This window comes from Pseudomonas sp. zfem004, assembly GCF_032621715.1.
In the GTDB taxonomy this organism is placed as follows: domain Bacteria; phylum Pseudomonadota; class Gammaproteobacteria; order Pseudomonadales; family Pseudomonadaceae; genus Aquipseudomonas; species Aquipseudomonas sichuanensis.
Genome location: NZ_JAVYJF010000002.1, coordinates 131861 through 156334 on the forward strand (window position 1 = coordinate 131861; position 24474 = coordinate 156334).

27 protein-coding genes, 2 tRNA genes and 1 pseudogene are annotated in these 24474 nt (G+C 61.9%); 17 read left to right on the top strand and 13 right to left on the bottom strand.

Going from position 1 to position 24474, the window contains the following annotated elements:
- Positions 1 to 16: 16 nt before the first annotated feature.
- From RTH46_RS02785 to RTH46_RS02800, 4 genes are all read right to left on the bottom strand, one after another.
- Positions 17 to 277 carry a DUF2164 domain-containing protein gene (locus tag RTH46_RS02785; RefSeq protein ID WP_153785706.1) on the bottom strand — a complete coding sequence of 87 codons (261 nt, stop codon included), beginning with the start codon at positions 275 to 277 and terminating at the stop codon, positions 17 to 19.
- Positions 278 to 916 carry an imidazole glycerol phosphate synthase subunit HisH gene (gene hisH, locus RTH46_RS02790; RefSeq protein ID WP_110992246.1) on the bottom strand — a complete coding sequence of 213 codons (639 nt, stop codon included), beginning with the start codon at positions 914 to 916 and terminating at the stop codon, positions 278 to 280.
- Positions 917 to 1510: an imidazoleglycerol-phosphate dehydratase HisB gene (gene hisB / locus RTH46_RS02795; protein ID WP_110992314.1), complete on the bottom strand. Its 594-nt coding sequence runs from the start codon at positions 1508 to 1510 to the stop codon at positions 917 to 919.
- A 242-nt stretch (positions 1511 to 1752) separates the two neighbouring features.
- On the bottom strand, positions 1753 to 3411 hold the full coding sequence (locus tag RTH46_RS02800) for an OFA family MFS transporter (protein WP_125462255.1): 1659 nt from the start codon (positions 3409 to 3411) through the stop codon (positions 1753 to 1755).
- Between the two features lie 411 nt (positions 3412 to 3822).
- On the opposite strand from RTH46_RS02800, the gene RTH46_RS02805 reads away from it, so the two are divergent.
- The 6 genes from RTH46_RS02805 (at position 3823) to RTH46_RS02830 (ending at position 9313) form a co-directional block, all read left to right on the top strand.
- The gene (locus RTH46_RS02805; RefSeq protein ID WP_316905008.1) at positions 3823 to 6072 is read left to right on the top strand and encodes an AsmA family protein; all 2250 of its coding nucleotides are present in this window, start codon (positions 3823 to 3825) and stop codon (positions 6070 to 6072) included.
- The gene (mutY, locus tag RTH46_RS02810; protein ID WP_316905009.1) at positions 6069 to 7136 is read left to right on the top strand and encodes an A/G-specific adenine glycosylase; all 1068 of its coding nucleotides are present in this window, start codon (positions 6069 to 6071) and stop codon (positions 7134 to 7136) included. The genes RTH46_RS02805 and mutY overlap by 4 nt, the downstream gene beginning before the upstream one ends.
- Positions 7133 to 7405: an oxidative damage protection protein gene (locus RTH46_RS02815; RefSeq protein ID WP_110992242.1), complete on the top strand. Its 273-nt coding sequence runs from the start codon at positions 7133 to 7135 to the stop codon at positions 7403 to 7405. The genes mutY and RTH46_RS02815 overlap by 4 nt, the downstream gene beginning before the upstream one ends.
- Before the next feature lie 90 nt (positions 7406 to 7495).
- A tRNA-Phe gene (locus tag RTH46_RS02820) sits at positions 7496 to 7571 on the top strand.
- 177 nt (positions 7572 to 7748) lie between these two features.
- Complete coding sequence (gene ppk2, locus RTH46_RS02825) at positions 7749 to 8762, top strand: polyphosphate kinase 2 (protein ID WP_153785703.1); 1014 nt, start codon at positions 7749 to 7751, stop codon at positions 8760 to 8762.
- Positions 8763 to 8869: 107 nt separating this feature from the next.
- Positions 8870 to 9313 (top strand): hypothetical protein, encoded by a 444-nt coding sequence (locus tag RTH46_RS02830; protein ID WP_153785702.1) that lies wholly within the window; start codon positions 8870 to 8872, stop codon positions 9311 to 9313.
- Between the two features lie 150 nt (positions 9314 to 9463).
- Here the strand turns inward: RTH46_RS02830 and gabP are convergent, their stop codons facing one another.
- Positions 9464 to 10849: a GABA permease gene (gene gabP, locus RTH46_RS02835; protein WP_125462250.1), complete on the bottom strand. Its 1386-nt coding sequence runs from the start codon at positions 10847 to 10849 to the stop codon at positions 9464 to 9466.
- Positions 10850 to 11575: 726 nt separating this feature from the next.
- On the opposite strand from gabP, the gene RTH46_RS02840 reads away from it, so the two are divergent.
- From RTH46_RS02840 to RTH46_RS02865, 6 genes are read left to right on the top strand one after another with little or no spacing between them, the layout of a single operon-like run.
- The gene (locus tag RTH46_RS02840; protein WP_028688471.1) at positions 11576 to 12349 is read left to right on the top strand and encodes an ABC transporter ATP-binding protein; all 774 of its coding nucleotides are present in this window, start codon (positions 11576 to 11578) and stop codon (positions 12347 to 12349) included.
- Between the two features lie 11 nt (positions 12350 to 12360).
- Complete coding sequence (locus tag RTH46_RS02845; protein ID WP_125462249.1) at positions 12361 to 13116, top strand: ABC transporter substrate-binding protein; 756 nt, start codon at positions 12361 to 12363, stop codon at positions 13114 to 13116.
- Between the two features lie 56 nt (positions 13117 to 13172).
- Entirely contained in the window at positions 13173 to 13865 is a 693-nt protein-coding gene (locus RTH46_RS02850; RefSeq protein WP_153785700.1) for an ABC transporter permease, read from the top strand.
- Positions 13866 to 14555 (top strand): ABC transporter permease, encoded by a 690-nt coding sequence (locus RTH46_RS02855; RefSeq protein WP_153785699.1) that lies wholly within the window; start codon positions 13866 to 13868, stop codon positions 14553 to 14555.
- A gap of 57 nt (positions 14556 to 14612) precedes the next feature.
- Positions 14613 to 15830 carry a methyltransferase gene (locus RTH46_RS02860; protein WP_316905010.1) on the top strand — a complete coding sequence of 406 codons (1218 nt, stop codon included), beginning with the start codon at positions 14613 to 14615 and terminating at the stop codon, positions 15828 to 15830.
- A gap of 33 nt (positions 15831 to 15863) precedes the next feature.
- Positions 15864 to 16022, top strand: coding sequence for a hypothetical protein (locus RTH46_RS02865; RefSeq protein WP_279846193.1), 159 nt, complete (start codon positions 15864 to 15866; stop codon positions 16020 to 16022).
- Positions 16023 to 16064: 42 nt separating this feature from the next.
- Here RTH46_RS02865 and mdtI read toward each other — a convergent pair whose 3' ends face one another.
- Both mdtI and RTH46_RS02875 read right to left on the bottom strand, forming a co-directional pair.
- Complete coding sequence (gene mdtI, locus RTH46_RS02870; RefSeq protein WP_316905011.1) at positions 16065 to 16382, bottom strand: multidrug/spermidine efflux SMR transporter subunit MdtI; 318 nt, start codon at positions 16380 to 16382, stop codon at positions 16065 to 16067.
- Positions 16376 to 16735 (bottom strand): multidrug/spermidine efflux SMR transporter subunit MdtJ, encoded by a 360-nt coding sequence (locus RTH46_RS02875; RefSeq protein ID WP_110992229.1) that lies wholly within the window; start codon positions 16733 to 16735, stop codon positions 16376 to 16378. Before RTH46_RS02875 ends, mdtI begins: the two co-directional genes overlap by 7 nt.
- A 656-nt stretch (positions 16736 to 17391) precedes the next feature.
- Between RTH46_RS02875 and RTH46_RS02880 the strand changes: the two genes are divergently transcribed.
- The gene (locus RTH46_RS02880; RefSeq protein WP_153785697.1) at positions 17392 to 17640 is read left to right on the top strand and encodes a hypothetical protein; all 249 of its coding nucleotides are present in this window, start codon (positions 17392 to 17394) and stop codon (positions 17638 to 17640) included.
- Positions 17641 to 17737: 97 nt separating this feature from the next.
- Positions 17738 to 17813: transfer RNA gene (locus tag RTH46_RS02885), tRNA-Thr, on the top strand.
- Between the two features lie 68 nt (positions 17814 to 17881).
- Here RTH46_RS02885 and RTH46_RS02890 read toward each other — a convergent pair.
- Both RTH46_RS02890 and RTH46_RS02895 read right to left on the bottom strand, forming a co-directional pair.
- Positions 17882 to 18496 carry a hypothetical protein gene (locus RTH46_RS02890; protein WP_316905012.1) on the bottom strand — a complete coding sequence of 205 codons (615 nt, stop codon included), beginning with the start codon at positions 18494 to 18496 and terminating at the stop codon, positions 17882 to 17884.
- 121 nt (positions 18497 to 18617) lie between these two features.
- Positions 18618 to 19035: pseudogene (locus RTH46_RS02895) on the bottom strand (DUF2442 domain-containing protein).
- Positions 19036 to 19581: 546 nt separating this feature from the next.
- On the opposite strand from RTH46_RS02895, the gene RTH46_RS02900 reads away from it, so the two are divergent.
- Positions 19582 to 20580, top strand: coding sequence for an Abi family protein (locus tag RTH46_RS02900; RefSeq protein WP_316905013.1), 999 nt, complete (start codon positions 19582 to 19584; stop codon positions 20578 to 20580).
- A gap of 91 nt (positions 20581 to 20671) precedes the next feature.
- On the opposite strand, the gene RTH46_RS02905 is transcribed toward RTH46_RS02900, so the two are convergent.
- The gene (locus RTH46_RS02905; RefSeq protein WP_316905014.1) at positions 20672 to 21358 is read right to left on the bottom strand and encodes a response regulator; all 687 of its coding nucleotides are present in this window, start codon (positions 21356 to 21358) and stop codon (positions 20672 to 20674) included.
- A gap of 60 nt (positions 21359 to 21418) precedes the next feature.
- On the bottom strand, positions 21419 to 21634 hold the full coding sequence (locus RTH46_RS02910) for a hypothetical protein (protein ID WP_125857131.1): 216 nt from the start codon (positions 21632 to 21634) through the stop codon (positions 21419 to 21421).
- Between the two features lie 175 nt (positions 21635 to 21809).
- Here RTH46_RS02910 and nirK point away from each other — a divergent pair, with 175 nt between their 5' ends.
- The gene (gene nirK / locus RTH46_RS02915) at positions 21810 to 22952 is read left to right on the top strand and encodes a copper-containing nitrite reductase (protein WP_316905015.1); all 1143 of its coding nucleotides are present in this window, start codon (positions 21810 to 21812) and stop codon (positions 22950 to 22952) included.
- Positions 22953 to 23104: 152 nt separating this feature from the next.
- The gene (locus RTH46_RS02920) at positions 23105 to 23824 is read left to right on the top strand and encodes a response regulator transcription factor (protein ID WP_316905016.1); all 720 of its coding nucleotides are present in this window, start codon (positions 23105 to 23107) and stop codon (positions 23822 to 23824) included.
- A gap of 27 nt (positions 23825 to 23851) precedes the next feature.
- Here RTH46_RS02920 and RTH46_RS02925 read toward each other — a convergent pair whose 3' ends face one another.
- Both RTH46_RS02925 and RTH46_RS02930 read right to left on the bottom strand, forming a co-directional pair.
- Entirely contained in the window at positions 23852 to 24265 is a 414-nt protein-coding gene (locus RTH46_RS02925; protein WP_153785653.1) for a type II toxin-antitoxin system HicB family antitoxin, read from the bottom strand.
- A 17-nt stretch (positions 24266 to 24282) separates the two neighbouring features.
- The gene (locus RTH46_RS02930) at positions 24283 to 24474 is read right to left on the bottom strand and encodes a type II toxin-antitoxin system HicA family toxin (RefSeq protein WP_110992223.1); all 192 of its coding nucleotides are present in this window, start codon (positions 24472 to 24474) and stop codon (positions 24283 to 24285) included.

The following is a 24474-nucleotide window of genomic DNA, read 5'->3' on the forward strand; positions in this document are numbered from 1 at the left end:
GTCTTGTTCGTTGAGTTCAGGGCTTCTCGAGCGCCCACAGGTCGCTTTCGATGCTCTCGAACCGCTCCTTGAGGTGCAGCTGAACATCGGCAATCGCCCTGTTGTAGTAATACGGAGCAACTTCTCTGGAAAACACCTCGAGGACCTCGGCCACCTCGAACGACCCCAGCTCCAGCTCGAAACGGTCTTCGAGGAAGCGCTTGAGCTTGTCGAGCGCTTCGCGCTCCTGCTCGGGGGCCAGCGTGAGGATCGGTGCCTTGGTCCGCGACCTGCTCATTTACCAGCGCCCATCCCAGGCGACGAAGTTCTGCAGCAGTTGCAGGCCATGGGTATGGCTCTTCTCCGGGTGGAACTGCACGGCGAAGCGCGAGCCCTCGGCCAGCGCGGCGGCGAAATCGACGCCGTAGTGGCCGCGGCCGACGACCTGGCCCGGCTTGCCGGCATTGATGTAGTAGCTGTGCACGAAGTAGAAGCGCGCGCGGTCGGGAATGTCATGCCACAGGGGGTGGTCGATGGTCTGGCCGACTTCGTTCCAACCCATGTGCGGCACTTTCAGGTGCTCGCCGTCTTCCTTGAGGTCTTTGCCGAAGAAGCGCACCTGGCCGGGGAACAGGCCGATGCAGTCGACGCCGTCGTTCTCTTCGCTGTGCTCGAGCAGGGCTTGCATGCCCACGCAGATGCCGAGGAACGGGCGATCCTGGCTGACTTCGCGGACCAGGCTGTCGAAGCCCAGGCGGCGGATTTCGGCCATGCAGTCGCGGATCGCGCCAACGCCGGGGAACACCACGCGGTCGGCTTCACGAATGACGGCGGCGTCGCTGGTGACCAGCACCTTGCCGGCACCCACGTGCTCGAGGGCCTTGGCCACCGAGTGCAGGTTGCCCATGCCATAGTCGATTACGGCTACGGTCTGCATTTACAGGCACCCTTTGGTCGATGGCATCTGCCCGGCCATGCGTTCGTCCTGCTCCACGGCCATGCGCAGCGCGCGGCCGAAGGCCTTGAACACGGTCTCGATCTGGTGGTGGGTGTTATGGCCACGCAGGTTGTCGATGTGCAGGGTCACCAGGGCGTGGTTGACGAAGCCCTGGAAGAACTCCTGGAACAGGTCGACGTCGAAGCCACCGACGCTGGCACGGGTGTAGGGGACATGCATCTGCAGGCCCGGGCGGCCGGAGAAGTCGATGACCACGCGCGACAGCGCTTCGTCGAGCGGCACGTAGGCGTGGCCGTAGCGGAAGATGCCTTTCTTGTCACCGATGGCCTGGGCAAACGCCTGGCCGAGGGTGATGCCGACGTCTTCGACGGTGTGATGGTCATCGATATGCAGGTCGCCCTTGCATTCGATGTCCAGATCGATCAGCCCGTGCCGGGCGATCTGGTCGAGCATGTGTTCAAGGAAAGGCACACCGATATCGAATCGGGCCTTACCAGTGCCATCGAGGTTGATCGAGCACTTGACCTGGGTTTCCAGGGTATTGCGCTCGACGGAAGCCTTACGTTCGACCATCACCAGCTCCGCAAAATCATTGGGCGAAAAGGGCTCCATTATAGGCCCAGAACGCGCCGGCTTGAAACGCGGATGACATATGGCAGGGCAAGCAATTGCGGGGGGATGACAGGCTTACAGGTCTATACAAGCCGGTTTTGCCGGCCTCATCGCGGGGCAAGCCCGCTCCCACAGAGCGTGGGAGCGGGCTTGCCCCGCGATGAGGCCTAGACTGCCAGCCAATCAGCCAGCTTTGTCAACCGTCAGTGGAACAGCACCGCCGTCTTCTGCAGGGTGATCCATACCCCCCAGGCCAGCGGAATCACCACCACGGCCCAGGCCAGCAGCACCAACGGCAGGCTGCCCGGCGCGGCATGCCATTCCAGCGACCGCGCGCTGTCGGCCCCCTTGTCATGGCTCAGGGCACGCTCCGCCGCCAGCTCGGCCTCGGTCATGAAGTACTTGTCGGCCACCGGGCGTACCAGCATGTTGCAGACAAAGCCCAGCACCAACAGCCCGGCAAGGATGTACAGGGTCATGTCGTAGGCCGCGGCCCGCTCCACACCTGCCGCCAGCTGCGCTTCACGCAGGTAGGTGATCAGCACCGGGCCCAGCACGCCAGCGGCGGCCCAGGCGGTCAACAGGCGACCGTGGATGGCACCGACCATCTGCGTGCCGAACAGGTCGGCCAGGTAGGCCGGCACCGTGGCGAAGCCGCCACCGTACATCGACAGGATGATGCAGAACGCCGCGACGAACAGCGCCACGTTACCGATGTGCCCCATGTTCGGCACCAGGCTGTAGAGGCCCACGCCCAGGGCGAAGAAGGCGAAGTAGGTGTTCTTGCGGCCAATGTAGTCGGAGAACGACGCCCAGAAGAAGCGCCCGCCGATGTTGAACAGGCTGAGCAGGCCGGTGAAGCCGGCGGCAATGGCGGCGATCTGCGCCAGTTGCGCGGCGTTCAACTCGCTGAAGGTCAGCTCGTTGCCCAGCAGCTTGCCGGCGAACACTTCCTGCAGCAGTGGCGAGGCCATGCCGAGAATGCCGATACCGGCCGAGACGTTCAGGCACAGCACCAGCCACACCAGGGCGAACTGCGGGGTCTTCCAGGCCACGCTCACGTGCACGTGGCGGTCGGTGACCATGGCGTTGGCCTTCTTCGCCGGCGGGGTCCAGCCCTCTGGCTTCCAACCGGTGGGCGGCACGCGGTAGGCCAGGGCGCCGGCCGTCATGAACACGAAGTAGATCGCGGCCATGGCCACGAAGCTCTGCCACACGCCGACTTCAGTGGCGCTGCCGAAGTGGCCCATCAATGCGGTCGCCAGCGGCGCGCCCACCATGGCACCACCACCAAAGCCCATGATCGCCATGCCGGTGGCCATGCCGCGCTTGTCCGGGAACCATTTGATCAGGGTCGACACCGGCGAGATGTAGCCCAGGCCCAGGCCGATACCACCGATTACCCCCGAACCGAGCCACATCAGCCACAGCTGATGGGTCTTCACGCCGATCGCCGAGATCAGCAGGCCGCCGCACCAGCACAGTGCCGATACCAGGCCAGCCTTGCGCGGACCTGCGTGCTCCAGCCAGCCGCCGAGCACTGCGGCCGAGCAACCGAGGAAGACGAAGAACAGGGTGTAGATCCAGCTGAGCATGGAGATCGGCCAGTCGCACTCGGCGCTGAACAGGCGGGCGACGAAGCCCATGTCCGCCGCGCACGCCACCGGCGCGCTGACGCCCAGGGCTTGGGACAACGGCAACCAGAACACCGAGAAACCGTAGGCCATGCCGATGCACAGGTGAATGGCCAGGGCCGCCGGCGGTACCAGCCAGCGGTTGAAGCCCGGACGGGCGATGATGCGCTCCTTCGACAGGAAACCGGGCACGCTTACCGGCATCTCCGTCGTGATACTGCTGCTCATGGGATCGTTCCTTTTGTAGGTGGCTGCTTGCGGGCTGCCGGCCCGGCTCTGCTGTGGCGTCTCCCCCGGGATGCGCCGGCCGTTTGCGGCATTGCCCCGCGACAATGGGTCGCGGATGCTGCGAAAGCGGCGCAAGATTACCAGCAGCCAGTGGCATGAAAGCAATCTGATATCGCGTTTTTTTCGTCAGCTGAATCGGTAATTCGCCTGTTCTGGCCTCATCGCGGGGCAAGCCCGCTCCCACGCCATTTGTGATCTGGCGTGGGAGCGGGCTTGCCCCGCGATGAGGACCGAGCAGGCAATGAATGAACTGTCGTCATGCCCACTGTCGAAATGTCGGATACGCAGCGCCAAGTGCCACAGCGCTATACTCGCCGCTGAATTTCACAATCGGACTACAAGGACTCGCCCATGAAAGCGTTCGGCAAAATCCTGGGGCTGTCGCTTCTCGGGTTGTTGCTGATCATCGTGGCGCTGGGCTTCGCCCTGACGCACCTCTTCGATCCCAACGACTACAAAGACGAAATCCGCCAACTGGCCCGCGACAAGGCCCACGTCGAGCTGACGCTCAACGGCGACATCGGCTGGAGCCTGTTCCCCTGGCTGGGCCTGGAGCTGCACGAGGCGAGCATCGCCACGCTGAACAACCCCAAGGTGCCGTTCGCCGACTTGCAGATGCTCGGTTTGTCCGTACGCGTGCTGCCGCTGCTGCGCCGCGAAGTGCAGATGAGCGATGTGCGGGTCGAGGGCCTGAACCTCACCCTCACCCGCGATGCCAACGGCCACGGCAACTGGGAAGACATCGGCAAGCCGCTGCCTGACCCGGCCGTTGCCAACGCCCCGGCCACCGCGCCAGGCGAAGCGCCGGCCAGCGAGCCGCCCAAGCCCGAAGCCAGCGAGCGTTCGGTCAAGCTCGACATCGACAGCCTGACCGTCAACAACGCCCGGGTGCAGTTCACCGACGAGAAGGCCGGCCAAAGCTACGGCGCCGAAAGCATCCAGCTGAGCACGGGCCCCGTGCACGAAGGCGTGAACATCCCGCTCAAGGCCAGCGCCTTCCTCAGCGCCAGCCAGCCGAACATCAAGGCGCGCACCGAGCTGACCGGCGAACTGCGCTTCGACCGCAAGCTCAAGCGCTACAACCTTGAAGACATGCGCCTGTCCGGCGAAACCTCGGGCGAGCCGCTGGCCGGCAAGACCATGACCTTTGCCGCGCAAGGCCAGGTGCTGGTCGACCTGGCCGCCAATGTCGCCTCGTGGAGCAGCCTGAAGGTCTCGGCCAATCAGCTGCGCGCCCTGGGCGAGCTGAATGTGCGCGACCTGGACAAGGCGCCGCAGGTAACTGGCGGGCTGTCCATCGCCCAGTTCAACCTGCGCACTTTCCTCGACGGCATCGGCCACCCGCTGCCGGCCACCGCCGATGCGGCCGCCTTCAACAAGCTGGAGCTGGTTGCCCGCCTGCAAGGCACACCAAGCAGCCTGGCCCTGGAAGACCTGGCGGTGAAGCTGGACGACAGCACCTTCACCGGCCGCGTGGCCGTGGAAGATTTCGCCAAGCAGGCCCTGCGGGTAAACCTCAAGGCAGACACCTTCGACGCTGACCGCTACCTGCCAGCCAAAAGCGAGGAAGCCAAGGGCACCACCGCGGCACGCCAGGCCGAGGTGAAACAGCAGGAAGCCAGTGCCACTGCCGGTGCCGGCACCACCCCGTTGCCCAACGCCCCCACGCAAGTGGCCTGGAGCAACGACAAGCTGCTGCCGGTGGACCGCCTGCGCGCCCTCGACCTGCAGGCCGACCTGGCGTTCGGCGCCCTGACCCTGGACAAGCTGCCCATCAGCGACGCCCGGCTCAAGGCCAGCGGCCAGGGTGGCCTGATCACCCTCGAAACCCTGCGCGGCGGCCTGTACAACGGCAGCTTCGAAGCCAAGGGCACGGTCGACGTGCGCCCCGCCGTGCCGCAACTGGGGGTGAACACCAAGATCAACCGCGTGCCGGTGGAGCATTTCATCAAGCGCGAAAGCCCCGACCAGGCGCCGCCAGTCAAGGGCCTGCTGACCCTTGCCAGCGACCTGACCGCCACCGGCAACAGCCAGAAAGCGCTGGTCGACACCCTCAACGGCAACGCCAGCTTCACCATCAACGATGGCGTGCTGGTCAACGCCAACCTGGAACAGCAACTGTGCCAGGCCATCGCCACCCTCAACCGCAAGCAGCTCGGCAGTGAGCCGCGCGGCAAGGACACGCCGTTCGAAGAGCTGCGCGGCAGCCTGGTGATCCGCAATGGCGTGGCCAGCAACCCGGACCTCAAGGCGCGCATTCCCGGCCTGACCGTCAACGGCCATGGCGACCTCGACCTGCGCGTGCTGGGCATGGACTACAACGTCGGCGTGGTGGTCGAAGGCGACCAGCGCGCCATGCCCGACCCGGCCTGCCAGGTCAACGAGCGCTTTGCCGGTATCGAAGTGCCGCTGCGCTGCCGTGGCCCGCTGGAGCTGGGCGCCAAGGCCTGCCGCCTGGACCAGGACGGCCTGGGCAAGGTTGCCGCCAAGCTGGCCGGTAACCGTTTGAAGGACAAGATCGATGAAAAGCTCGAAGAAAAACTCGGAGACAAAGTGAGCCCGGAACTCAAAGATGCGCTCAAGGGGCTGTTCAAGCGATGAGCCCCCAGCAGTTCTCCAGCGCCGTGCTGGAATGGTACGACCAGCACGGTCGCCACGACCTGCCCTGGCAACAGGGCATCAACCCGTACCGGGTGTGGGTCTCGGAAATCATGCTGCAGCAGACCCAGGTCAGCACCGTGCTCAACTACTTCGACCGCTTCATGCAGGCGCTGCCGACCGTGCAGGCGCTGGCTGAAGCACCGGAAGACGAAGTGCTGCACCTGTGGACGGGCCTGGGCTACTACACCCGTGCACGTAACCTGCAGAAGGCCGCGAAGATCGTCGTCGCGCAACATGGCGGCGAGTTTCCGCGCAGTGTCGAGCAGCTCACCGAGCTGCCCGGCATCGGCCGCTCCACCGCTGGGGCCATCGCCAGCATCAGCATGGGCATCCGCGCGCCGATCCTCGACGGCAACGTCAAGCGCGTGCTGGCCCGCTTCACCGCCCAGGCCGGTTACCCGGGCGAACCCAAAGTGGCCAACCAGCTGTGGGCCACCGCCGAGCGATTCACCCCGATGACGCGGGTCAACCACTTCACCCAGGCGATGATGGACATGGGCGCAACGCTGTGCACCCGCAGCAAGCCCAGTTGCCTGATCTGCCCGCTGCAGCGTGGTTGCGAAGCCCATCTGCACGGCGAAGAGACCCGCTACCCGGAGCCCAAGCCGCGCAAAGCCTTGCCGCAGCGCAAGACCCTGATGCCGCTGCTGGCCAACCATGAAGGCGCGATCCTGCTTTACCGCCGGCCCTCCACCGGGTTGTGGGGTGGCCTGTGGAGCCTGCCGGAGCTGGACAGCCTCGAGCAGCTCGACGACCTCGCCTACCAGCACGGCCTGCGCCTGGCCGGCAGCCAGGCCCTGCAAGGCCTGACCCACACCTTCAGCCATTTCCAGCTGGCCATCGAGCCATGGCTGGTGCGTGTCGACCCGGTCGGCGCGCACGTGGCCGAGCCCGACTGGCTCTGGTATAACCTCGCCACCCCGCCGCGCCTGGGCCTCGCCGCCCCGGTCAAGAAGCTGCTGCAACGCGCGGCCGACGAACTGATTGCAGGAGAGAACCCATGACCCGCACCGTGATGTGCCGCAAATACAAAGAAGAGTTGCCAGGCCTGGAGCGCGCGCCCTACCCCGGCCCCAAGGGCCAGGACATCTTCGAACACGTCTCGCAGAAAGCCTGGGCCGACTGGCAGAAGCACCAGACCCTGCTGATCAACGAGAAGCGCCTGAACATGATGAACGCCGAGGACCGCAAGTTCATCCAGGCCGAGATGGACAAGTTCTTCGCCGGTGAAGATTACGCCAAGGCTGAAGGCTACGTTCCGCCCTCGGAATGACCCCGGAAAACGTAAGCGACGGAATTAATTTAAATTTTTTGAAAAAAGTCGTTGACGAGCGGTCTGGAAATCTATTTAATTCACCTCGTCGCCCAGATAGCTCAGTCGGTAGAGCAGAGGATTGAAAATCCTCGTGTCGGCGGTTCGACTCCGTCTCTGGGCACCACCTTCAGCTTCTGGTGGTTGCAAAGTTACCCGAAGCGACACAAGAAACCCGCCTAGTGCGGGTTTTTTGTTGCCTGCGTTTTCTTGGTTCATGTCCGGTTGATCGATATCAAGAAGTCACCGCCTGCTGGCTCATAGCATGGAGGGTGGACATTCGACCGACCCCGCAAGGACCTCCATGAGCGAAGAATCCGCCACCCTCCTCCTGCCGTCGCCTGCCGACACCGGCAGCGGCGCCAAGCCCGTCACCCGCACCCGCCGCCCACGCCAGCGCAAGCCCGCCGCCAAAGCACCCACGCCAGAGACCATCACCCAGGTCAGCCAGCAACCCGCCGCCCTGGTAGTGGCCAACGCGCGCAAAGGCAGCAGCGAGGACAGTACCTCGGCGCATCTGCCGGCCAGCTACCCGTACCGCACGCGCATGCGCCGCCAGGACTACGACAAGGCCAAGCACGCACTGCAGATCGAGCTGCTGAAGGTACAGAACTGGGTGAAGGAAACCGGCCAACGCATCGTCATCCTCTTCGAGGGCCGTGACGCAGCAGGCAAGGGCGGTACCATCAAGCGCTTCATGGAGCACCTGAATCCGCGTGGTGCCCGCATCGTCGCGCTGGAGAAGCCCTCCGAACAGGAGCAAGGCCAGTGGTACTTCCAGCGCTACATCCAGCACCTGCCTACCGCCGGTGAAATGGTGTTCTTCGACCGCTCCTGGTACAACCGCGCCGGGGTCGAGCGGGTGATGGACTTCTGCTCGCCGCTGCAATACCTGGAGTTCATGCGTCAGGCGCCGGACCTTGAGCGGATGCTGTGCAACAGCGGCATCCTGCTGTTCAAGTTCTGGTTCTCGGTGAACCGCGAAGAGCAACTGCGCCGCTTCATCTCGAGGCGCGACGACCCGCTCAAGCACTGGAAGCTGTCGCCCATCGACATCAAGTCGCTGGACAAGTGGGAGGACTACACCGCCGCCAAGGAAGCCATGTTCTTCCACACCGACACCGCCGATGCGCCGTGGACGGTGATCAAGTCCGACGACAAGAAGCGCGCGCGGATCAACTGCATCCGGCATTTCCTGCATTCGCTGGATTATCCGGGCAAGGACCACAGCGTGGCGCATGCGCCGGATCCGCTGCTGGTTGGCCGCGCTTCGCGGGGGTTCGAGGAGGATGAGGTGCCGGCCCCGAGCCCTGTGTAACGGCCATCGCGGGGCCAGCCCGCTCCCACGCGGCGCCTCGCCCTTGGGTTTTCTGGGCAACTGCGCTTCAATACGCGCCTTTACCCGATACCTCCAAGGACCGCCCCATGGCCACCAACACCAAACAACAGAAACGCGCCAAGCGCGCCGCCACCAAGGCCAAGCAGAACCGCATGGTGCGCAGCGGCCAGGCGGTCAAGGCCAGCAGCGGCGAAAGCGCCAGCGTAGAGCAGGTGTTCAACAAGGCCATGGAGTCGGGCAGCTACAACAGCCTGTTCGACAAAATGAAAGAAGCCCAGGAAAACGGCCTGGTGCCGATGATCTCGGTATTCCTGGTGGACCCGCTGCTGGCACTGGTGCTCAAGGGCCATAAGGAAGAACACGCCACCGACTACATCGTCATGGTGTTCACTGCCTACCGCAAATGGCTCGACGGCACCGACGAGGACGCGACCATGGCCTGGCTTGAGAGCGATGAGTTCCAGGCGGCCTATGTCACGGCTTCCGAAGTGGTGGCCAAGGGGCAGCAACAGCAGAAGCAGTTCGGCTGAACCAGCACCGCCGCCTTCGCGGGTAAACCCGCTCCCACAGGCAACGCTCAACACTGTGGGAGCGGGTTTACCCGCGAAGAGGCAGGAACAGACAAACAAAAAGGCCGCGCCCCTCACAGGACGCGGCCTTTTCATTTCACCGACTGCGCATCAGCTATCCAGCGCCACGCGCCCGGCAGCGCCGCGCTTGCGGTGCACCAGCAAGCCTGCGGCCACAACTGCGATGCTCAGCAGCGCGGTAGCGATGATCTCGACGCGGTGATCCTCACGCAGCCCCATCACCACCAGAATGGCGACGATGAAGGCGATGGTCGCCCAGGTCAGGCCCGGGAACATCCACATCTTGAACGAGATCTTCTCGCCGCTGGCTTCACGCTGGGCACGCATGCGCAGTTGCGACACGGCGATCACCAGGTACACCAGCAGGGCGATGGCGCCCGAGCTGGCCAGCAGGAACTCGAACACCGCGGCCGGGGCCAGGAAGTTGGCGAACACGCACAGGAAGGCCGCAGCGGTGGACAGCAGCACGGCCCAGTGCGGGGTGCCCGCCTTGGTGGTGCGCTGGGCGACTGCCGGGGCATCGCCACGCTTGCTCAGGGAGAAGAGCATGCGCGAGGAGGTGTACAGCGCCGAGTTCAGGCAGCTGGTCACGGCGATCAGCACGACGATGTCGACGATCAGCTTGGCGTTCGGCACGCCGATCAGGCTGAGGACGGTCTGGTAGGAGCCTTTCTCGGCCAGGGTCGGATCGTTCCACGGCACCATGGCCACGACCAGGAAGATCGATACCAGGTAGAACAGGCAGATACGCCAGATCACCGAGTTGGTGGCGCGGCTGATCTGCTTGCCCGGGTCTTTCGACTCGGCGGCGGCGATGGTGACGATCTCGGTCCCCATGAAGGAGAACATGGTGGTCAGCATGGCGGCCAGCACGGCGCCCAGGCCATTGGGCATGAAGCCCTGGGTATCGAACAGGTGGCTGACGCCGCTGATCTGGCTGCTCGGGACCATGCCGAACATGGCCGCGCAACCGACGACGATGAAGCCGATGATCGCCAGCACCTTGAGCAGGGCGAACCAGAACTCGAACTCACCGTAGTTCTTCACGCTGAACAGGTTGGTAACGGTCAGCACCAGGGTGATGACCAGCGAGAACGCCCACAGGTCCACGGCCGGGAACCAGGCATGCAGGATGGCTGCGGCGGCGTTGGCCTCGAGCGGGATCACCAGCACCCAGAACCACCAGTACAGCCAGCCGATGGTGAAACCGGCCCAGCGCCCGATGGCGCGGTCGGCGTAGGTCGAGAAAGAACCGGTGTCGGGCGATGCGACCGCCATTTCACCGAGCATGCGCATTACCAGTACCACCAGGGTACCGGCAGCGGCGTAGGCCAGCAGCACGGCAGGGCCGGCGGCGGCGATGGCGTGGCCGGAGCCGACGAACAAGCCGGCGCCGATCACGCCTGCGATGGACAGCATGGTCACATGCCGTTGTTTGAGCCCCTGAGCGAGGTCATTGGAATTGTTACCGCTCATAAAACTACCTTTGTAAGGAGTGGACCACCCGAATGAAGGGGAAACGAAGCGCACCAAGGGGTGATTTAGGCGTCGCCGCATTCGGTCTTTTCCCACTGGCAATAAGCGCGCCATTTTCAAATGCCATTTATCCGGAATGGCTGACGCCCGCAAATTCGCTGGCTTTGCGGCCTTTCTGCCAGGCTTTGACCGAAAGCCCGTCAAATCTCCGTGCCAAGTCCGGATTACTGAAATACCCACTTACAAACGCACCAAAGGTGCCCCTCGGTAACACCCTCGCACCAGTCCAACGCAAAAAAGCGCAACCCATGGGTACAACCTGATGGGAAACCGAGGGAGGACAATGTGGGAGCGGGCTTGCCCCGCGATTGCGATCGCCGCCCGCACACCTTCAGTCCTGCCGAAGCCATCGCGGGGCAAGTCGCATCGGCGCACCGCCGCTCCCACGAGGTGCTACCTGTTTCTGCGTAAATGGTCTAAACCGCTTCCATGCTTGGGCCAAAGCTGGCACCATCGCGCCTTTTTTCATCAAGGCTCCGGTGCTGGGCAAAACGCCATTGCGGACATCCTCGCGACAGTCCACTGCAACGATGCGACAAACTGCCCCACCAATGACCGAAGCCCCTTGCGACCCGGTTGGCCGCTGTTGCGCCGCTATGCTAGCGTGGCGCTCGCCAGGAAGGCCGCCAACAGCTGGGAACGCACCCGAACACATGAGGACCGCACATGGCCCAGGCCACGCCCGCGCTGGAAATCCGTAACCTGCACAAACGCTACGGCGAGCAGGAAATTCTCAAGGGCATTTCGCTGACCGCGCGCGACGGTGACGTGATCTCCATCCTCGGCTCGTCCGGCTCCGGCAAGTCCACCCTGCTGCGCTGCATCAACCTGCTCGAGAACCCGCACCAGGGCGAAATCCTGGTCGCCGGCGAAGCCCTCAAGCTCAAGGCGCAGAAAAACGGCGACCTGATCGCCGCCGACAACCGCCAGATCAACCGCCTGCGCAGCGAGATCGGCTTTGTCTTCCAGAACTTCAACCTGTGGCCGCACATGTCGATCCTCGACAACATCATCGAGGCGCCGCGCCGCGTACTTGGCCAGAGCAAGGCCGAGGCCACCGAGCACGCCGAGGCGCTGCTGAACAAGGTCGGCATCTTCGACAAGCGCCACAGCTACCCCGCCCAGCTTTCCGGTGGCCAGCAACAGCGTGCCGCCATCGCCCGCACCCTGGCCATGAAGCCCAAGGTCATCCTGTTCGACGAGCCGACGTCGGCGCTCGATCCGGAAATGGTCCAGGAAGTGCTTAACGTCATCCGCGCCCTGGCCGAAGAAGGCCGTACCATGCTGCTGGTGACGCACGAGATGAACTTTGCCCGCCAGGTGTCCAGTGAAGTGGTCTTCCTGCACCAGGGCCTGGTCGAAGAGCAGGGATCGCCGCAGCAGGTCTTCGAAAACCCGACCTCGGCGCGTTGCAAGCAATTCATGTCCAGCCACCGCTAACGGAGCAATACATGCAGACTTACAAGAAGTTCCTCCTGGCCGCTGCTGCCACCCTGGTGATGTCGGCCAACGCCATGGCCGCAGAAAAACTGCGCATGGGTATCGAGGCTGCCTACCCACCGTTCAACAACAAGGACGCCAGCGGCCAGGTCGTCGGCTTCGACAAGGACATCGGCGACGCCCTGTGCGCCAAGATGAAGGTCGAATGCACCGTCGTGACCTCCGACTGGGACGGCATCATCCCGGCCCTGAACGCCAAGAAGTTCGACTTCCTGGTGTCGTCGCTGTCGATCACCGACGAGCGCAAGCAGGCGGTGGATTTCACCGACCCCTACTACTCCAACAAGCTGCAGTTCATCGCACCGAAAAAAGTCGACTTCAAGACCGACAAGGAATACCTCAAGGGCAAGACCATCGGCACCCAGCGCGCCACCCTGGCCGGTACTTGGCTTGAAGACAACTACAAGGACGTGCTGAAGTCCATTCAGTTGTACGACACCCAGGAAAACGCCTACCTCGACCTGACCTCCGGTCGCGTTGACGGCATCCTGGCCGACAAGTACGTGCAGTACGAGTGGCTGAAGTCCGACGCGGGCAAAGACTACGAGTTCAAAGGCGAACCTGTAGTGGACAGCGACAAGATCGGTATCGCCGTGCGCAAGGGTGACCCGCTGCGCGAGAAGCTGAACAAGGCCCTGGCCGAGATCAAAGCTGACGGCACGTACAAGAAGATCAACGACAAGTACTTCCCGTTCAGCATCGAGTGATGCCCTCCCGACCCGTACCGCCATGCGCGGTGCGGGTCCCTTGAACAAAGCTGCCCATGAATATCGACCTGCACGGATTCGGTCCGGCCATGATGGCCGGCACCCTGATGACCGTAAAACTGGCGCTTTGCGCCTTGCTGCTGGGGCTGGCCCTGGGCCTGCTTGGCGCCCTGGCCAAGACTTCCTCGATCAAGTCATTGCAATGGCTTGGCGGCTTCTACTCGACCCTGGTGCGCGGCGTGCCCGAGCTGCTGTGGGTCTTGCTCATCTATTTCGGCACCGTCGGCCTGATGAACAGCCTCGGCGACGCGCTCAACATGCCTGGGCTCGAACTCAGCGCATTCGCCGCCGGTGTCATTGCCCTGGGCCTGTGCTTCGGCGCCTACGCCACGGAAGTATTCCGCGGCGCGATCCTGGCCATCCCCAAGGGCCACCGTGAAGCGGGCATGGCCCTGGGCCTGTCGAAAGGCCGCATCCTGTCGAGGATCATCCTGCCGCAGATGTGGCGCATCGCCCTGCCGGGCCTTGGCAACCTGTTCATGATCCTGATGAAGGACACCGCGTTGGTGTCGGTGATCGGCCTGGAAGAAATCATGCGCCATGCGCAAATCGGCGTGACCGTGACCAAGGCACCGTTCACCTTCTACGCGGTGGCCGCCTGCATCTACCTGAGCCTGACCATCGTCGCCATGATCGGCATGTACTTCCTGGAAAAACGCGCCGCCCGCGGCTTCATGAGGGCCGAATAAATGAACTGGGAAGTCATCATCAAGTGGCTGCCACGCCTGGCCGAAGGCGCGGTCCTGACCCTGGAGCTGGTGGCCATCGCGGTCATCGCCGGGCTGATCCTGGCCATCCCGCTGGGTATCGCCCGCTCCTCGCGGCACTGGTACGTGCGCGCCCTGCCCTATGGCTACATCTTCTTCTTCCGCGGCACGCCGCTGCTGGTGCAGCTGTTCCTGGTCTACTACGGCCTGGCTCAGTTCGACTCGGTGCGTGACAGCGCGCTGTGGCCGTACCTGCGCGACCCGTTCTGGTGCACGGTGCTGACCATGACCCTGCACACCGCCGCCTACATCGCCGAGATCCTGCGCGGCGCACTGCAGGCGATCCCCAAGGGCGAGATCGAAGCAGCCCGGGCACTGGGCATGTCGCGGGGCAAGGCGCTGTTCTACATCATGCTGCCGCGTGCCACACGCATCGGCCTGCCGGCCTACAGCAACGAAGTGATCCTGATGCTCAAGGCCAGCGCCCTGGCCAGCACCGTGACGCTGCTGGAGCTGACCGGCATGGCGCGGACCATCATCGCCCGCACCTATCTGCCGGTGGAAATCTTCTTCGCCGCCGGGGTGTTCTACCTGGTGATTTCGTTCTTCCTGGTGCAGGGCTTCAAGCTGCTTGAACGCTGGTTGCGCGTGGACGCCTGCCAGGGGCGTTAACCTGCAACACGCTCGGGGCCGCTTTGCGGCCCCTTTCAATTGCGCCGCGGTGCTCGCATGAACACAACACTCCCCCTCCAAGGCAGCCAGCTCCTCGAGCGCTTCCAGGCCCTTGACCACTTTCTGCTGCAGCACCAGCCGCTGTGGCGCCCACGGCCGTTCACCGAGCTGCAGCTGGGCTGGGAAAGCCAGTACCCCGAGCTGTCCGCATGGCTGCGCAATCGCACCCTGGAACAAGCCGAAGCCGTCCAGCAACACCCAGAACAGCTTCCGGCCCCGGCCCCCTTCCCGCAATTGGCCAGCCTGGCCCGGCAGTTGTCTGCCGTGGGTGAACTGCCCGACGCGGGCCTGCACCCGGCCGGCCACCGCCTTGACGCCAATGTCCCTGGGCGCAAATGGCAGCAGATCGAGGCCTTCAGCCGCCGCCTGAGCTTCAGCGAGCCCACCCGGCACTGGCTGGACTGGTGTTCGGGCAAGGGCCACCTGGGCCGCCGCCTACTGCAAGCCGGCCAGCAGTTGACCTGCCTTGAGTACGACGCCGAACTGGTCAGCGCCGGCCAGGCGTTGAGCGACCACCATCATCTGCCCGTCCAGCATGTTCATCAGGATGTAATGGCCGCAGACAGCATGCAGCAGCTGGATGGCGACAAAAGCGTGGTGGCCCTGCACGCCTGTGGTGATCTGCATGTGCGCCTGCTGCACCTGGCCAGCCAGCAAGGCTGCCCGCAACTGGCCGTGGCGCCGTGCTGCTACAACCGCATCCAGGGCGAGCAGTACATGGCGATATCCACAGCCGCACAGGCTTCGGCCCTGCAGTTGTCGATCGGCGATCTGGGCCTGCCGCTCAGCGAGGCCGTTACCTCCAGCGCCCGGGTACGCCGCCAGCGCGACAGCTCGATGGCCAGGCGTCTGGGCTTCGACCTGTTGCAGCGCCAACAGCGGGGCACCGATGCTTACCTGCCAACACCGTCACTGCCGGTCGATTGGCTGAAGAAGCCCTTCGAGCAGTACTGCCGCGACCTTGCCGCGCTGCGCCAGGTCGAACTCAGCGGCACGACAGACTGGGCCGCCCTAGAGTCGCAAGGCTGGCAACGGCTGGCCCAAGTGCGCAATCTGGAGCTGGTGCGCAACCTGTTTCGCCGCCCATTGGAACTGTGGCTGGTGCTCGACCGGGCCTTATACCTGCAAGAGCAAGGTTATGGCGTGCGCGTAGGACTGTTCTGCGAATACCCACTGACTCCGCGCAACCTGCTGTTGTTGGCCGAACGCCACTGACAACCTGTGGATAACTCTGTGTACAAGCTTGTGATGAAAATCACACCCGCTTGGATCCAAGCGCTATTTGCGCCGCTTTGCTTATTCCGCATTCCGGCTGAAAACCAGCAAAAACAGGGCTTTGCGCAAAGACCGGTGGCAGGGCCATTCGGCATGCATTTCGCGCAAGCGGAAAATGCCGCTTGTGCATAAGCATTTCAGCCGTAGGCCGCAAACCACCTCGAATAGGGCATTTCAAGCCATTTTCAACAGGCCCATGCCGACGAGAAGCAGTGCCAGCCCCAGCCAGCCACGGCCAGCCAGACGCTGACCGAACAGCGCCCAACCCATGGCGACGGTGGCAAGGATGCCGAAGCCGCCCCAGATGGCATAGGCCAGTGACAACTCTATGTCCTGCACCGCCTGAGCCAACGCGGTGAAGGCCGCCAGCACGCAGAATATCGATGCCACACCCAGGCCTTTGCGGCGAAAACCGTCGGAATACTTGAGCAGCAGGTTGGCCAACACTTCCAGCACGATGGCCAGGCCCAGCCAGGCAAATGGAATCAGCATGGCAACGCCTCCCCTTCAACCTCGACAGGCTTGCTGCGGGTACCCGCCTTGATCAGCAGGATGCCGGCGATCATCACCGCCAGCCCCAGGGCCTTGGCCCAGCCCAGGCTTTCGCCCAGCCAGAGCACGCTGACCAGGGTGATCAGGACGATGCCGATCCCTTCCCACAGTGCATAGGCCACGCCGACCGGCACACGCTTGACCGCCAGGGCCAGGAAGAAATACGACAGGCAGATCATGACGTACATCACGGCATGCCCAGCCACGGGGAAATGAGTGGCGGCGAGTTTCATCGACGCCGTGCCGATCACCTCGGCGGTGATGGCGACGATCAGATAGATCCAGGAACGCATGGTGCCCTCCCATGGGCGACACAGCAGCCGAGCGCACAGGCGTCGGCGCAAGACAGAAACGTTTAAGGCTGTAGTGGGAGGGTGGCGCTAGAGGTCGCCGGTCCAGTGACGTTCACGGGAGACCAGGCGGGAGGTGGAGAGGAGCTTGAAAGCTTTACCGTTCAACATAATGAACAACAAATTAGCTCAGGCAATCGAAAAAGTCAAAACGATAGAAAAAATACAAAGAAAGACGCGGTTAAATTGTAGGCGTATCGAACAAAACTCTGAAAACACGTCAAACGACGCGTAAATTATATTAACCACTCATGACGCATCAGGAACACACCATGCCTCGTGTCCAGGCAAGTCAACCACAGCACAGCCAAGCGTCATCGGCTCGTTCGGTGTATCATCACCGGCTGTCCACGTGATCATGCACTGTCCAATCGAGCCAAGACGCGCAGAACCGCCCGCTCGGTGATTTACCTGTGCTGTGCGAAAAATGATCAGGGATGCCAACAACCGTGATAGTTCGCGTAGGGGCATGGCCTCATCGTATCAACAGGACGCGCGTCACAGCTGCCGATACCCAAGCTACTGGTCCCCGCGAGGGAGCAGTAGGCGTTGCAGCCGCCTCTTGAACACAGACTGACCTTGGAACGGATTCGAACATCGTGAAACACGCCAAGCCCTTCGCCCTGCTGACCGTCGCCCTGGCCCTGACTGGCTGCGCCAGCAGCACGCCACCGGCCAAACCAACACCGCTGGACTGGAACATGCCCGGCATGCAGCTCGGCGGCGACCGCGGCCTGCCGCTGCACGTCGACACTCCCTGCCGCAAGCGCGGCTGCGACAACGACAAGCTGTTCTTCAACCCCGGCAAGACCGAACCAAGCGTTACCACCATCCACCGCGGCTGGTAGGAAAATTCTCCTTTCACCTCGGTGACTTAGGGCGTTACGCATTGATTGCAAGAAGTGGTTTACAGCCGCGAATCCATAGCTATAATGACGCCCCTGTGCCGGTATAGCTCAGATGGTAGAGCAACTGACTTGTAATCAGTAGGTCCCGGGTTCGATTCCTGGTGCCGGCACCACCTTAGAAGCCCCGCAATGCGGGGCTTTCGCTTTTCCAGGCCTTAGTTTTTCACTTTTCAGAACGTCTTCAGCGCCCACAAAGTGCCCACAATCTAGCGGTCAGCCTCCTCCACCACGACAAGCGCTTCATGACCAGTTCACTGGCCAATACCATCGCCTGCTCGAGCAAATCCGCTGCATCGTCGAAATCTTCCGCCTCGTCACTGCCTTCATAGAGAATGCCGCCTTCGGAAACGTCGGTACGGACACTCTCCGCAAGAAGGTGGAACCGAACAATGGATACTGCCTCATGCTCCGACAAGACTCCTAGACGCCCTAGGTTCGCCTTGTAGATTTGGTTGTAGTCCGACTGGATAGGGATTACGAATTTCCAAGCCTTCCCTGCATCCCTCATGCGTTCGCCAATCTCACCCCTCAGTTCTTCCGCAGTTTCCCGCAGATCGCCTAGATACCCTCGCATCTCGACTACATCTCTCAGAGCAGCCACCTCTGCTAGAAGTGAGGCTCTGACACTGCGTCTTTCCAGAAAGTCTTGAAAAATTCGACCAAGGATGACGGTAGCTACGGTAAAACATCCAGCCAGCACCGCTACTATTAACGGCATGTACTCATTGGCCCCACTGCTGCCGTTGGCTCCCGTCACCTGCCAAACAACGGTGCACCAATCTATACCTTCTTTCATCGTTCACCTGCTAAGGCTGCAATAGGGTTCAGCACTACAACTTCGGCAAGATGGCCCGGACTGAAGTGCGAGCCCCGGCAATCTCAGATCAGATCAGCGAAACCGGACTCAAAACATCCTATCAGGCAGCTTTCTGCTCCAGACTCTCCCACCCCAAGCAAGCCAGCGCCAATGTGCGCGGAACGGCTTCACGACCACTGCTAAAACGACTGATGCTTCGGGCGCTGACTCCCAGCGCTTCGGCAGCCTGATCGAGCGTCACCTGGTGCCGCAAACGCGTTCTGAGCAAGTGCGTCCAGCAGCAGGGTATCCGCACCAATCTGAAAATCCAGCGCCGGCCACTCCACCGACCATCCCCCATCGCCCAATATGACCCCTTCAAACGCTTTTCGCTTGGACAGTGGCGCCAATCCCGGATACGCCTTGAGCGCATCGCTCATATCTAGGGTGAAATGCTGAGCATTGGTAAAGGTAAGCTCAAGGCTGGCGCCCGATCGAGGCTGCTCAGCCTTCAGACGGGGACGTTTCATCGATGCCATTTGATCCACTCCTTCAACAATCGGTCTGATTGGTCGCAACCCAAGCCAGGGCTTCTTACACCACGTTGGCAGGTGCCCTGTCTTGGGTAACCGTCACTGACTCCGACTGCTCACCATATCCACTCCCTCGCCCGTAAGGTGAACTTTGGGGCAGCAGATGATCCCCCTCCCTGAACTCGATGGGGCACTTGTCGCGAAATCAATATTTGGTAGACATGGCCTGAACGTATCGCCAATTTGGCGATACATCAATCGACGCAAACCGGCTGTGGGGTTATCCACAGCATCGCGGAGACGCCTTTGGCTGGTTCAGTTACACCACTCCCCAAAACACGATCGGTACCCCCACACAATCGCTGCCCTAGCACAGCATTTCACGGTCTTCCGCTCGTCACCACGGTGCCAAATACCCCGCAAAACAGTGCCAAAAACCTTGCAAAACCATGCAGCCCTGCATAAGCTTGCGCGCAACACACCCGCCATGCCTATGGTTGCTTCGGCAGTCACGCACAAATTGAGCGGGTTTTTTTTGCCTGGTCGATACGCATGAGACCCTTCGAGAAACCTGCCATCGAGATTCCTGAACAGATGGCTCTGCTCAGGCAACGCGGCCTTACTATTCAAGACGAGGCCAAGGCACACTGCTTTCTCGAATCAGTCAGCTTCTTTCGCCTGACTCCCTACATGCGACCGTTCCAGGTGCCCGATGATGCCAATCACGCGTTTACAACAGGTACCCGGCTCCGCGACCTGACACGCCTGTATGACTTCGACCGTCGCTTGCGGCTCCTAGTCATGGATGCCATCGAACGCATAGAGGTCGCAGCTCGCGCCGCCACCAGCAATCACATGGGCCCCACCCATGGCGCTCACTGGTACCTCCAGCGCCAGCTGTTCCAGGCCAACTATCGGCATCAGGAACTGCTCGACGGCATTCGCAGCAAACAAGACAAGGCACGTCAGGACCATCAGCGCGAGTCTCAGCGTATCAATGCCTCCCAAACAACCGGTGCCCGCAAGCAGCATCTCGTAAACCTGCGTGCCAAGGAAAGCTATGCTCGTCATTATGCACTGACCTACGACACACCTGACCTGATGCCCGCCTGGGCAGCCATGGAAGAAATTACCTTTGGCGACCTCTCGCACCTGTTCAAAGGACTAGCGCGGGACTCCGACAGAAAAGCCATCGCTCGACGTTTGGGCCTACCAGGTCCATTGCTGCAGTCCTGGCTGCATACACTGACCACCATCCGAAACATCTGCGCGCACCATGCCCGGCTATGGAACCGAGAACTAGGCATTCGTCCCGAGCTGCCAAGGAACGTTACCTTCCTTTGGCCTCATTATTTGCAGCAACCGGGACAACATGCACGGGCCTTCACCGTGTTGAGCATCCTTAACCTTTTGATGCGGCGCGTAAGCCCACACACAAGCTGGGACAGGCGGCTGCACGAGCTACTGGCAGACTTTCCAGAAACCAACCTACGAGCCATGGGTTTCCCACCCAACTGGCAGCATGATCCGTTCTGGCAGCTCGCCAACTGAGCTTCAGGTCTTCCGCCCATACGTACATGATTAACCTTTCATCCAATGCCCCTGCGGTCAGGACCGAACAAACGCGTGGCCATTGCCTTCACTAAAGGTTCAGCGCAGACAGCACGTAAGCAAACAGTTTGGTAGGCTGATTCGTTGAGCCAAATGCCCCTAAGCTATTAGATTCTTCGACAAGACTCTGCGCATCGGAACTGGAATATATAATGAACGGTAAATTTATTTCATTTTTCTTGAGTTTTTTCAGCAGCGTATACCCAGCTCGAATGTCTGGCGGGCGATTCATGTCAGAGATGATTACGTTAAAAACGCTAGACCTCAGTCTTGCCATAGCCTCGTCATCATTCCTGACAGTCACGAACGAGACACCCATGGCCTCCAGCGCCTGACGCTCATAAACAGTGCTCTCTGGATCATTATCCACCCACAGAATCCTTGCTTTGCTAGCTCGCCTTATTGATTGAGCATCTACGGAACTGGCCACCAGGTTTGCGGCTTGTTTTTCCTTGTAGGTAATCTCTACCGCGCTGCTGTCCGCTGGTTGACGAAAAACAGATGCTGCAAACAAGGCAGCGGAAACTTCCGCCTTCTTTTGTTTCACTGTTGCTTCGAAACCACCACCGCTGAACGTAAACTCATCCGCATTAGCAAATGCTGCCTTCAATGCGGGAGCAAAATATATAAACGCCACAATAAAGGCCATGGGCCACGCCAGAGCACCAACTATCTTTGAGGCGGCGTCAGCCAATTTAGCAATATCGTCAATTTTCACCATCGCCACCTTGTAAGAACACAGCTCTCTGAGTGTAAAGCACACACTTTCCAGTCCCCGTCACTCCAGCAACAACGCCTTATGCAGCTTCCTGATCTCCGGCCCACTAAGCTCCAGCGCCACATGCTTGCCCTCCTTCCCCAGCCCGTTGATCAGCACAATCCCTCCCTTGGCAAACGTCCTTTCCTGAGCAAGCGGATAAAGCGCAATGATGTGATCGATGCTGATCACATACTGACGGTGATTGCTGACCTCGAAACTGACGAAACGGCTCACTCCCTGTGCTCCCTGAGTCGCTGCACGAGGCAGCCCGCGTAACTCCATAGTAGCTACCGGCCACAATTGCGACAGATTGCCCTCCCGCTCGATTTCTTGTTTGGGCTCAATAAACCCTGTTTTTAAAATGGGTATTCCTGTGCCGACGGCTTTCGTCGACTTAAGGAGAAGTCCCATGAGTGAGCAACAAGGCGTAGCCCTGACGCGGCGCGGGGTCCTGGCGGGGGGTGTATTGCTTGGGGTTGGCAGCACCGTGCTGGCCAGCGGCCTGGCTCGGGCGGCGGCGCCGGTAAGCAGTAATCCGCCCACGGACCTGACCCAGCTGGAACGCATCCGGGTCGAGCTGGTTGCACCACCTCAGGTACATACCCACAGCCAGCGCGCGCCCGGCAAACCACGGATCGTCGAGTTCCGCATGGAGATCGAGGAGAAAGAACTGCCGGTCGACAGCGAGGGGGCCTACATCCATGCCATGACCTTCAACGGCTCGGTGCCCGGCCCGCTGATGGTGGTGCACGAGGGCGACTACGTGGAGCTCACCCTGGTCAACCCGGCCAGCAACAGCATGGTGCACAACATCGACTTCCATGCCGCCACCGGCGCGCTTGGCGGGGGTGAGCTGACCCATGTGAAGCCCGGCGAGCAGGTGAAGCTGCGCTTCAAGGCGGACCGCGCCGGGGTATTCGTGTACCACTGCGCGCCGGGCGGGGTGATGATCCCCTGGCATGTGGTGTGCGGCATGAACGGCGCAATCATGGTGCTGCCGCGGGACGGCCTGAGGGACGGCGACGGGCGTGCGCTGCAATACGACAAGGTCTGGTACATCGGCGAGCAGGACTACTACATCCCGCGCGACAAGGACGGCAAGTACAAGCGCTACGCCAGCCCATCGGCGAGCTTCGCCGACATGTACCAGGTGATGAAGGGGCTCGTACCCACGCACGTGGTCTTCAATGGCAGCGTCGGTGCGCTCACCGGCCAGCACGCGCTCACCGCCAACCTCGGCGAAACGGTGCTGATCGTCCATTCGCAAGCCAACCGCGACACCCGCCCGCACCTGATCGGCGGCCATGGTGACTATGTGTGGGCCGCCGGAAAGTTCGCCAACCCGCCGCAGCGCAACCTGGAAACCTGGTTCATCCCCGGCGGTGCCGCAGGTGCGGCGCTGTACACCTTCCGCCAGCCCGGCCTGTACACCTACCTCAATCACAACCTGATCGAGGCCGTGATGCTGGGTGCCGCTGCGCACGTGAAGGTCGAAGGGCAATGGAACGACGACCTGATGAAACAGCTGGAAGCGCCTGGGCCGATTCGCTAGCGGCGATCGGCAGCATTTGCGAAGACTTCGCATTCGCATATGATTTTTTGTTACGATTGCGTCGCTTCGCGCACTGCCGCCATGCCGGCCTGCGCGGGGATGACGTCGATCGTAATGAGCGCTGCCGCTCGCATTTCTACAGGTACCCCGCCATGAGCTCCACCCTGCTGGTTGTCGACGATGACGACGAGATTCGCGAACTTCTCTGCGATTATCTGAGTGATGCCGGCTACCAGGTTTTACCGGCCGCAGATGGCGGGCAGATGCGCGCGCAACTGGCCCTGCACAAGGTCGACCTGGTGGTGCTGGACCTGATGCTGCCCGGTGAGGATGGCCTGAGCCTTTGCCGGCAGTTGCAGGGGCTGCCGGGGCTGGCGGTGATCCTGCTGTCGGCCAAGGGCAACACCCTGGACCGCATCACTGGCCTGGAGGCAGGCGCCGACGACTACCTGGCCAAGCCCTTCGAGCCCGTCGAGCTGGTCGCCCGGATCAAGGCAGTGCTGCGCCGGCCCCTGCAACTGGAAGCCAACGCCGACGATAGCGAAACCCGGCCGCAGCGATTCGCAGGCTTTGAACTGGACCCCATCAAACGGCTGCTCACCCACCCCGACGGCCATTCCCTGACCCTGCCACGCTCCGACTACCGGGTACTGCACGAACTGCTGCAGGCCGATAACCGCGTGGTATCCCGCGATCATCTGACACGCAGTGCGTTCGGCCGCGAGCACCTGCCCGACGACCGTTCGGTGGACATGTGCATCAGCCGCCTGCGTCAACAGTTGCGCCGTGCCCCGGGCCAAGCCGCGCAGATCCTCACCATCCGCAACGAAGGCTACTTGCTGAACCTGCGCCGCGAAGCCGCGGGTACCTGACAGCTGCCCAAAGCGGGCCCAACGTAGTTATTTGCAGTCGCCCTGCAGGATTCTCAGCGCCGCTTCGGCCAGGAAGCCCGAGCGGCTTTTCTGCTCTGGATGACTCTTCACGTAGGCATCGATACGGGTGAGCAGGTAGGCCGGCAGGGTGATGTTGAGCTTCTCGGCTTTGCCCAGGTAGCGGGTGATGTCGATGTCGATGAGTGCCCAGGTGCATCCGGCATAGTCAGGGTTGGCCGCATGAACGCTCACCTTGCTGGCCTTGGGGATTTCCTGGCCGTCCTGGGCGAGCAGTTCGAGGTGGCCCTCGATGGCCTCGCGGGCCATGGCAATGGCGTCATCGAGGTCTTCACCGGCCGAGAAGCAGCCCGGGATGTCCGGGACTTCCACGCCCCAGGCGTGCTGGTCGTCGCCGGGCAGGATGGCGATGGGGAACAACATGGCAGTAATTCTCCTGATCAGCTGGCGTAACCGATCCGCGCCTGACGCAGGATGCTGGCCGCAGTGGCGGGCAGCAGGTCCTTCTTCGGGTGCGGGATGGTCACCAGCCCAGTCTTGTGGGGGTGCTTGAAGTGATGGTGGCTGCCCTTGGATCGCACCAGGTACCAACCATCGGCCTCGATCACCGAAATCATTTCGCGGCTGTTCAT

What these genes read in the sequence shown, in the direction of transcription:
- RTH46_RS02785 (WP_153785706.1), bottom strand. Translation starts at nt 277, where the DNA reads ATGAGCAGGTCGCGGACCAAGGCACCGATCCTCACGCTGGCCCCCGAG.
- hisH (WP_110992246.1), bottom strand. Translation starts at nt 916, where the DNA reads ATGCAGACCGTAGCCGTAATCGACTATGGCATGGGCAACCTGCACTCG.
- hisB (WP_110992314.1), bottom strand. Translation starts at nt 1,510, where the DNA reads ATGGTCGAACGTAAGGCTTCCGTCGAGCGCAATACCCTGGAAACCCAG.
- RTH46_RS02800 (WP_125462255.1), bottom strand. Translation starts at nt 3,411, where the DNA reads ATGAGCAGCAGTATCACGACGGAGATGCCGGTAAGCGTGCCCGGTTTC.
- RTH46_RS02805 (WP_316905008.1), top strand. Translation starts at nt 3,823, where the DNA reads ATGAAAGCGTTCGGCAAAATCCTGGGGCTGTCGCTTCTCGGGTTGTTG.
- mutY (WP_316905009.1), top strand. Translation starts at nt 6,069, where the DNA reads ATGAGCCCCCAGCAGTTCTCCAGCGCCGTGCTGGAATGGTACGACCAG.
- RTH46_RS02815 (WP_110992242.1), top strand. Translation starts at nt 7,133, where the DNA reads ATGACCCGCACCGTGATGTGCCGCAAATACAAAGAAGAGTTGCCAGGC.
- ppk2 (WP_153785703.1), top strand. Translation starts at nt 7,749, where the DNA reads ATGAGCGAAGAATCCGCCACCCTCCTCCTGCCGTCGCCTGCCGACACC.
- RTH46_RS02830 (WP_153785702.1), top strand. Translation starts at nt 8,870, where the DNA reads ATGGCCACCAACACCAAACAACAGAAACGCGCCAAGCGCGCCGCCACC.
- gabP (WP_125462250.1), bottom strand. Translation starts at nt 10,849, where the DNA reads ATGAGCGGTAACAATTCCAATGACCTCGCTCAGGGGCTCAAACAACGG.
- RTH46_RS02840 (WP_028688471.1), top strand. Translation starts at nt 11,576, where the DNA reads ATGGCCCAGGCCACGCCCGCGCTGGAAATCCGTAACCTGCACAAACGC.
- RTH46_RS02845 (WP_125462249.1), top strand. Translation starts at nt 12,361, where the DNA reads ATGCAGACTTACAAGAAGTTCCTCCTGGCCGCTGCTGCCACCCTGGTG.
- RTH46_RS02850 (WP_153785700.1), top strand. Translation starts at nt 13,173, where the DNA reads ATGAATATCGACCTGCACGGATTCGGTCCGGCCATGATGGCCGGCACC.
- RTH46_RS02855 (WP_153785699.1), top strand. Translation starts at nt 13,866, where the DNA reads ATGAACTGGGAAGTCATCATCAAGTGGCTGCCACGCCTGGCCGAAGGC.
- RTH46_RS02860 (WP_316905010.1), top strand. Translation starts at nt 14,613, where the DNA reads ATGAACACAACACTCCCCCTCCAAGGCAGCCAGCTCCTCGAGCGCTTC.
- RTH46_RS02865 (WP_279846193.1), top strand. Translation starts at nt 15,864, where the DNA reads ATGAAAATCACACCCGCTTGGATCCAAGCGCTATTTGCGCCGCTTTGC.
- mdtI (WP_316905011.1), bottom strand. Translation starts at nt 16,382, where the DNA reads ATGCTGATTCCATTTGCCTGGCTGGGCCTGGCCATCGTGCTGGAAGTG.
- RTH46_RS02875 (WP_110992229.1), bottom strand. Translation starts at nt 16,735, where the DNA reads ATGCGTTCCTGGATCTATCTGATCGTCGCCATCACCGCCGAGGTGATC.
- RTH46_RS02890 (WP_316905012.1), bottom strand. Translation starts at nt 18,496, where the DNA reads ATGAAAGAAGGTATAGATTGGTGCACCGTTGTTTGGCAGGTGACGGGA.
- RTH46_RS02900 (WP_316905013.1), top strand. Translation starts at nt 19,582, where the DNA reads ATGAGACCCTTCGAGAAACCTGCCATCGAGATTCCTGAACAGATGGCT.
- nirK (WP_316905015.1), top strand. Translation starts at nt 21,810, where the DNA reads ATGAGTGAGCAACAAGGCGTAGCCCTGACGCGGCGCGGGGTCCTGGCG.
- RTH46_RS02920 (WP_316905016.1), top strand. Translation starts at nt 23,105, where the DNA reads ATGAGCTCCACCCTGCTGGTTGTCGACGATGACGACGAGATTCGCGAA.
- RTH46_RS02925 (WP_153785653.1), bottom strand. Translation starts at nt 24,265, where the DNA reads ATGTTGTTCCCCATCGCCATCCTGCCCGGCGACGACCAGCACGCCTGG.
- RTH46_RS02930 (WP_110992223.1), bottom strand. Translation starts at nt 24,474, where the DNA reads ATGAACAGCCGCGAAATGATTTCGGTGATCGAGGCCGATGGTTGGTAC.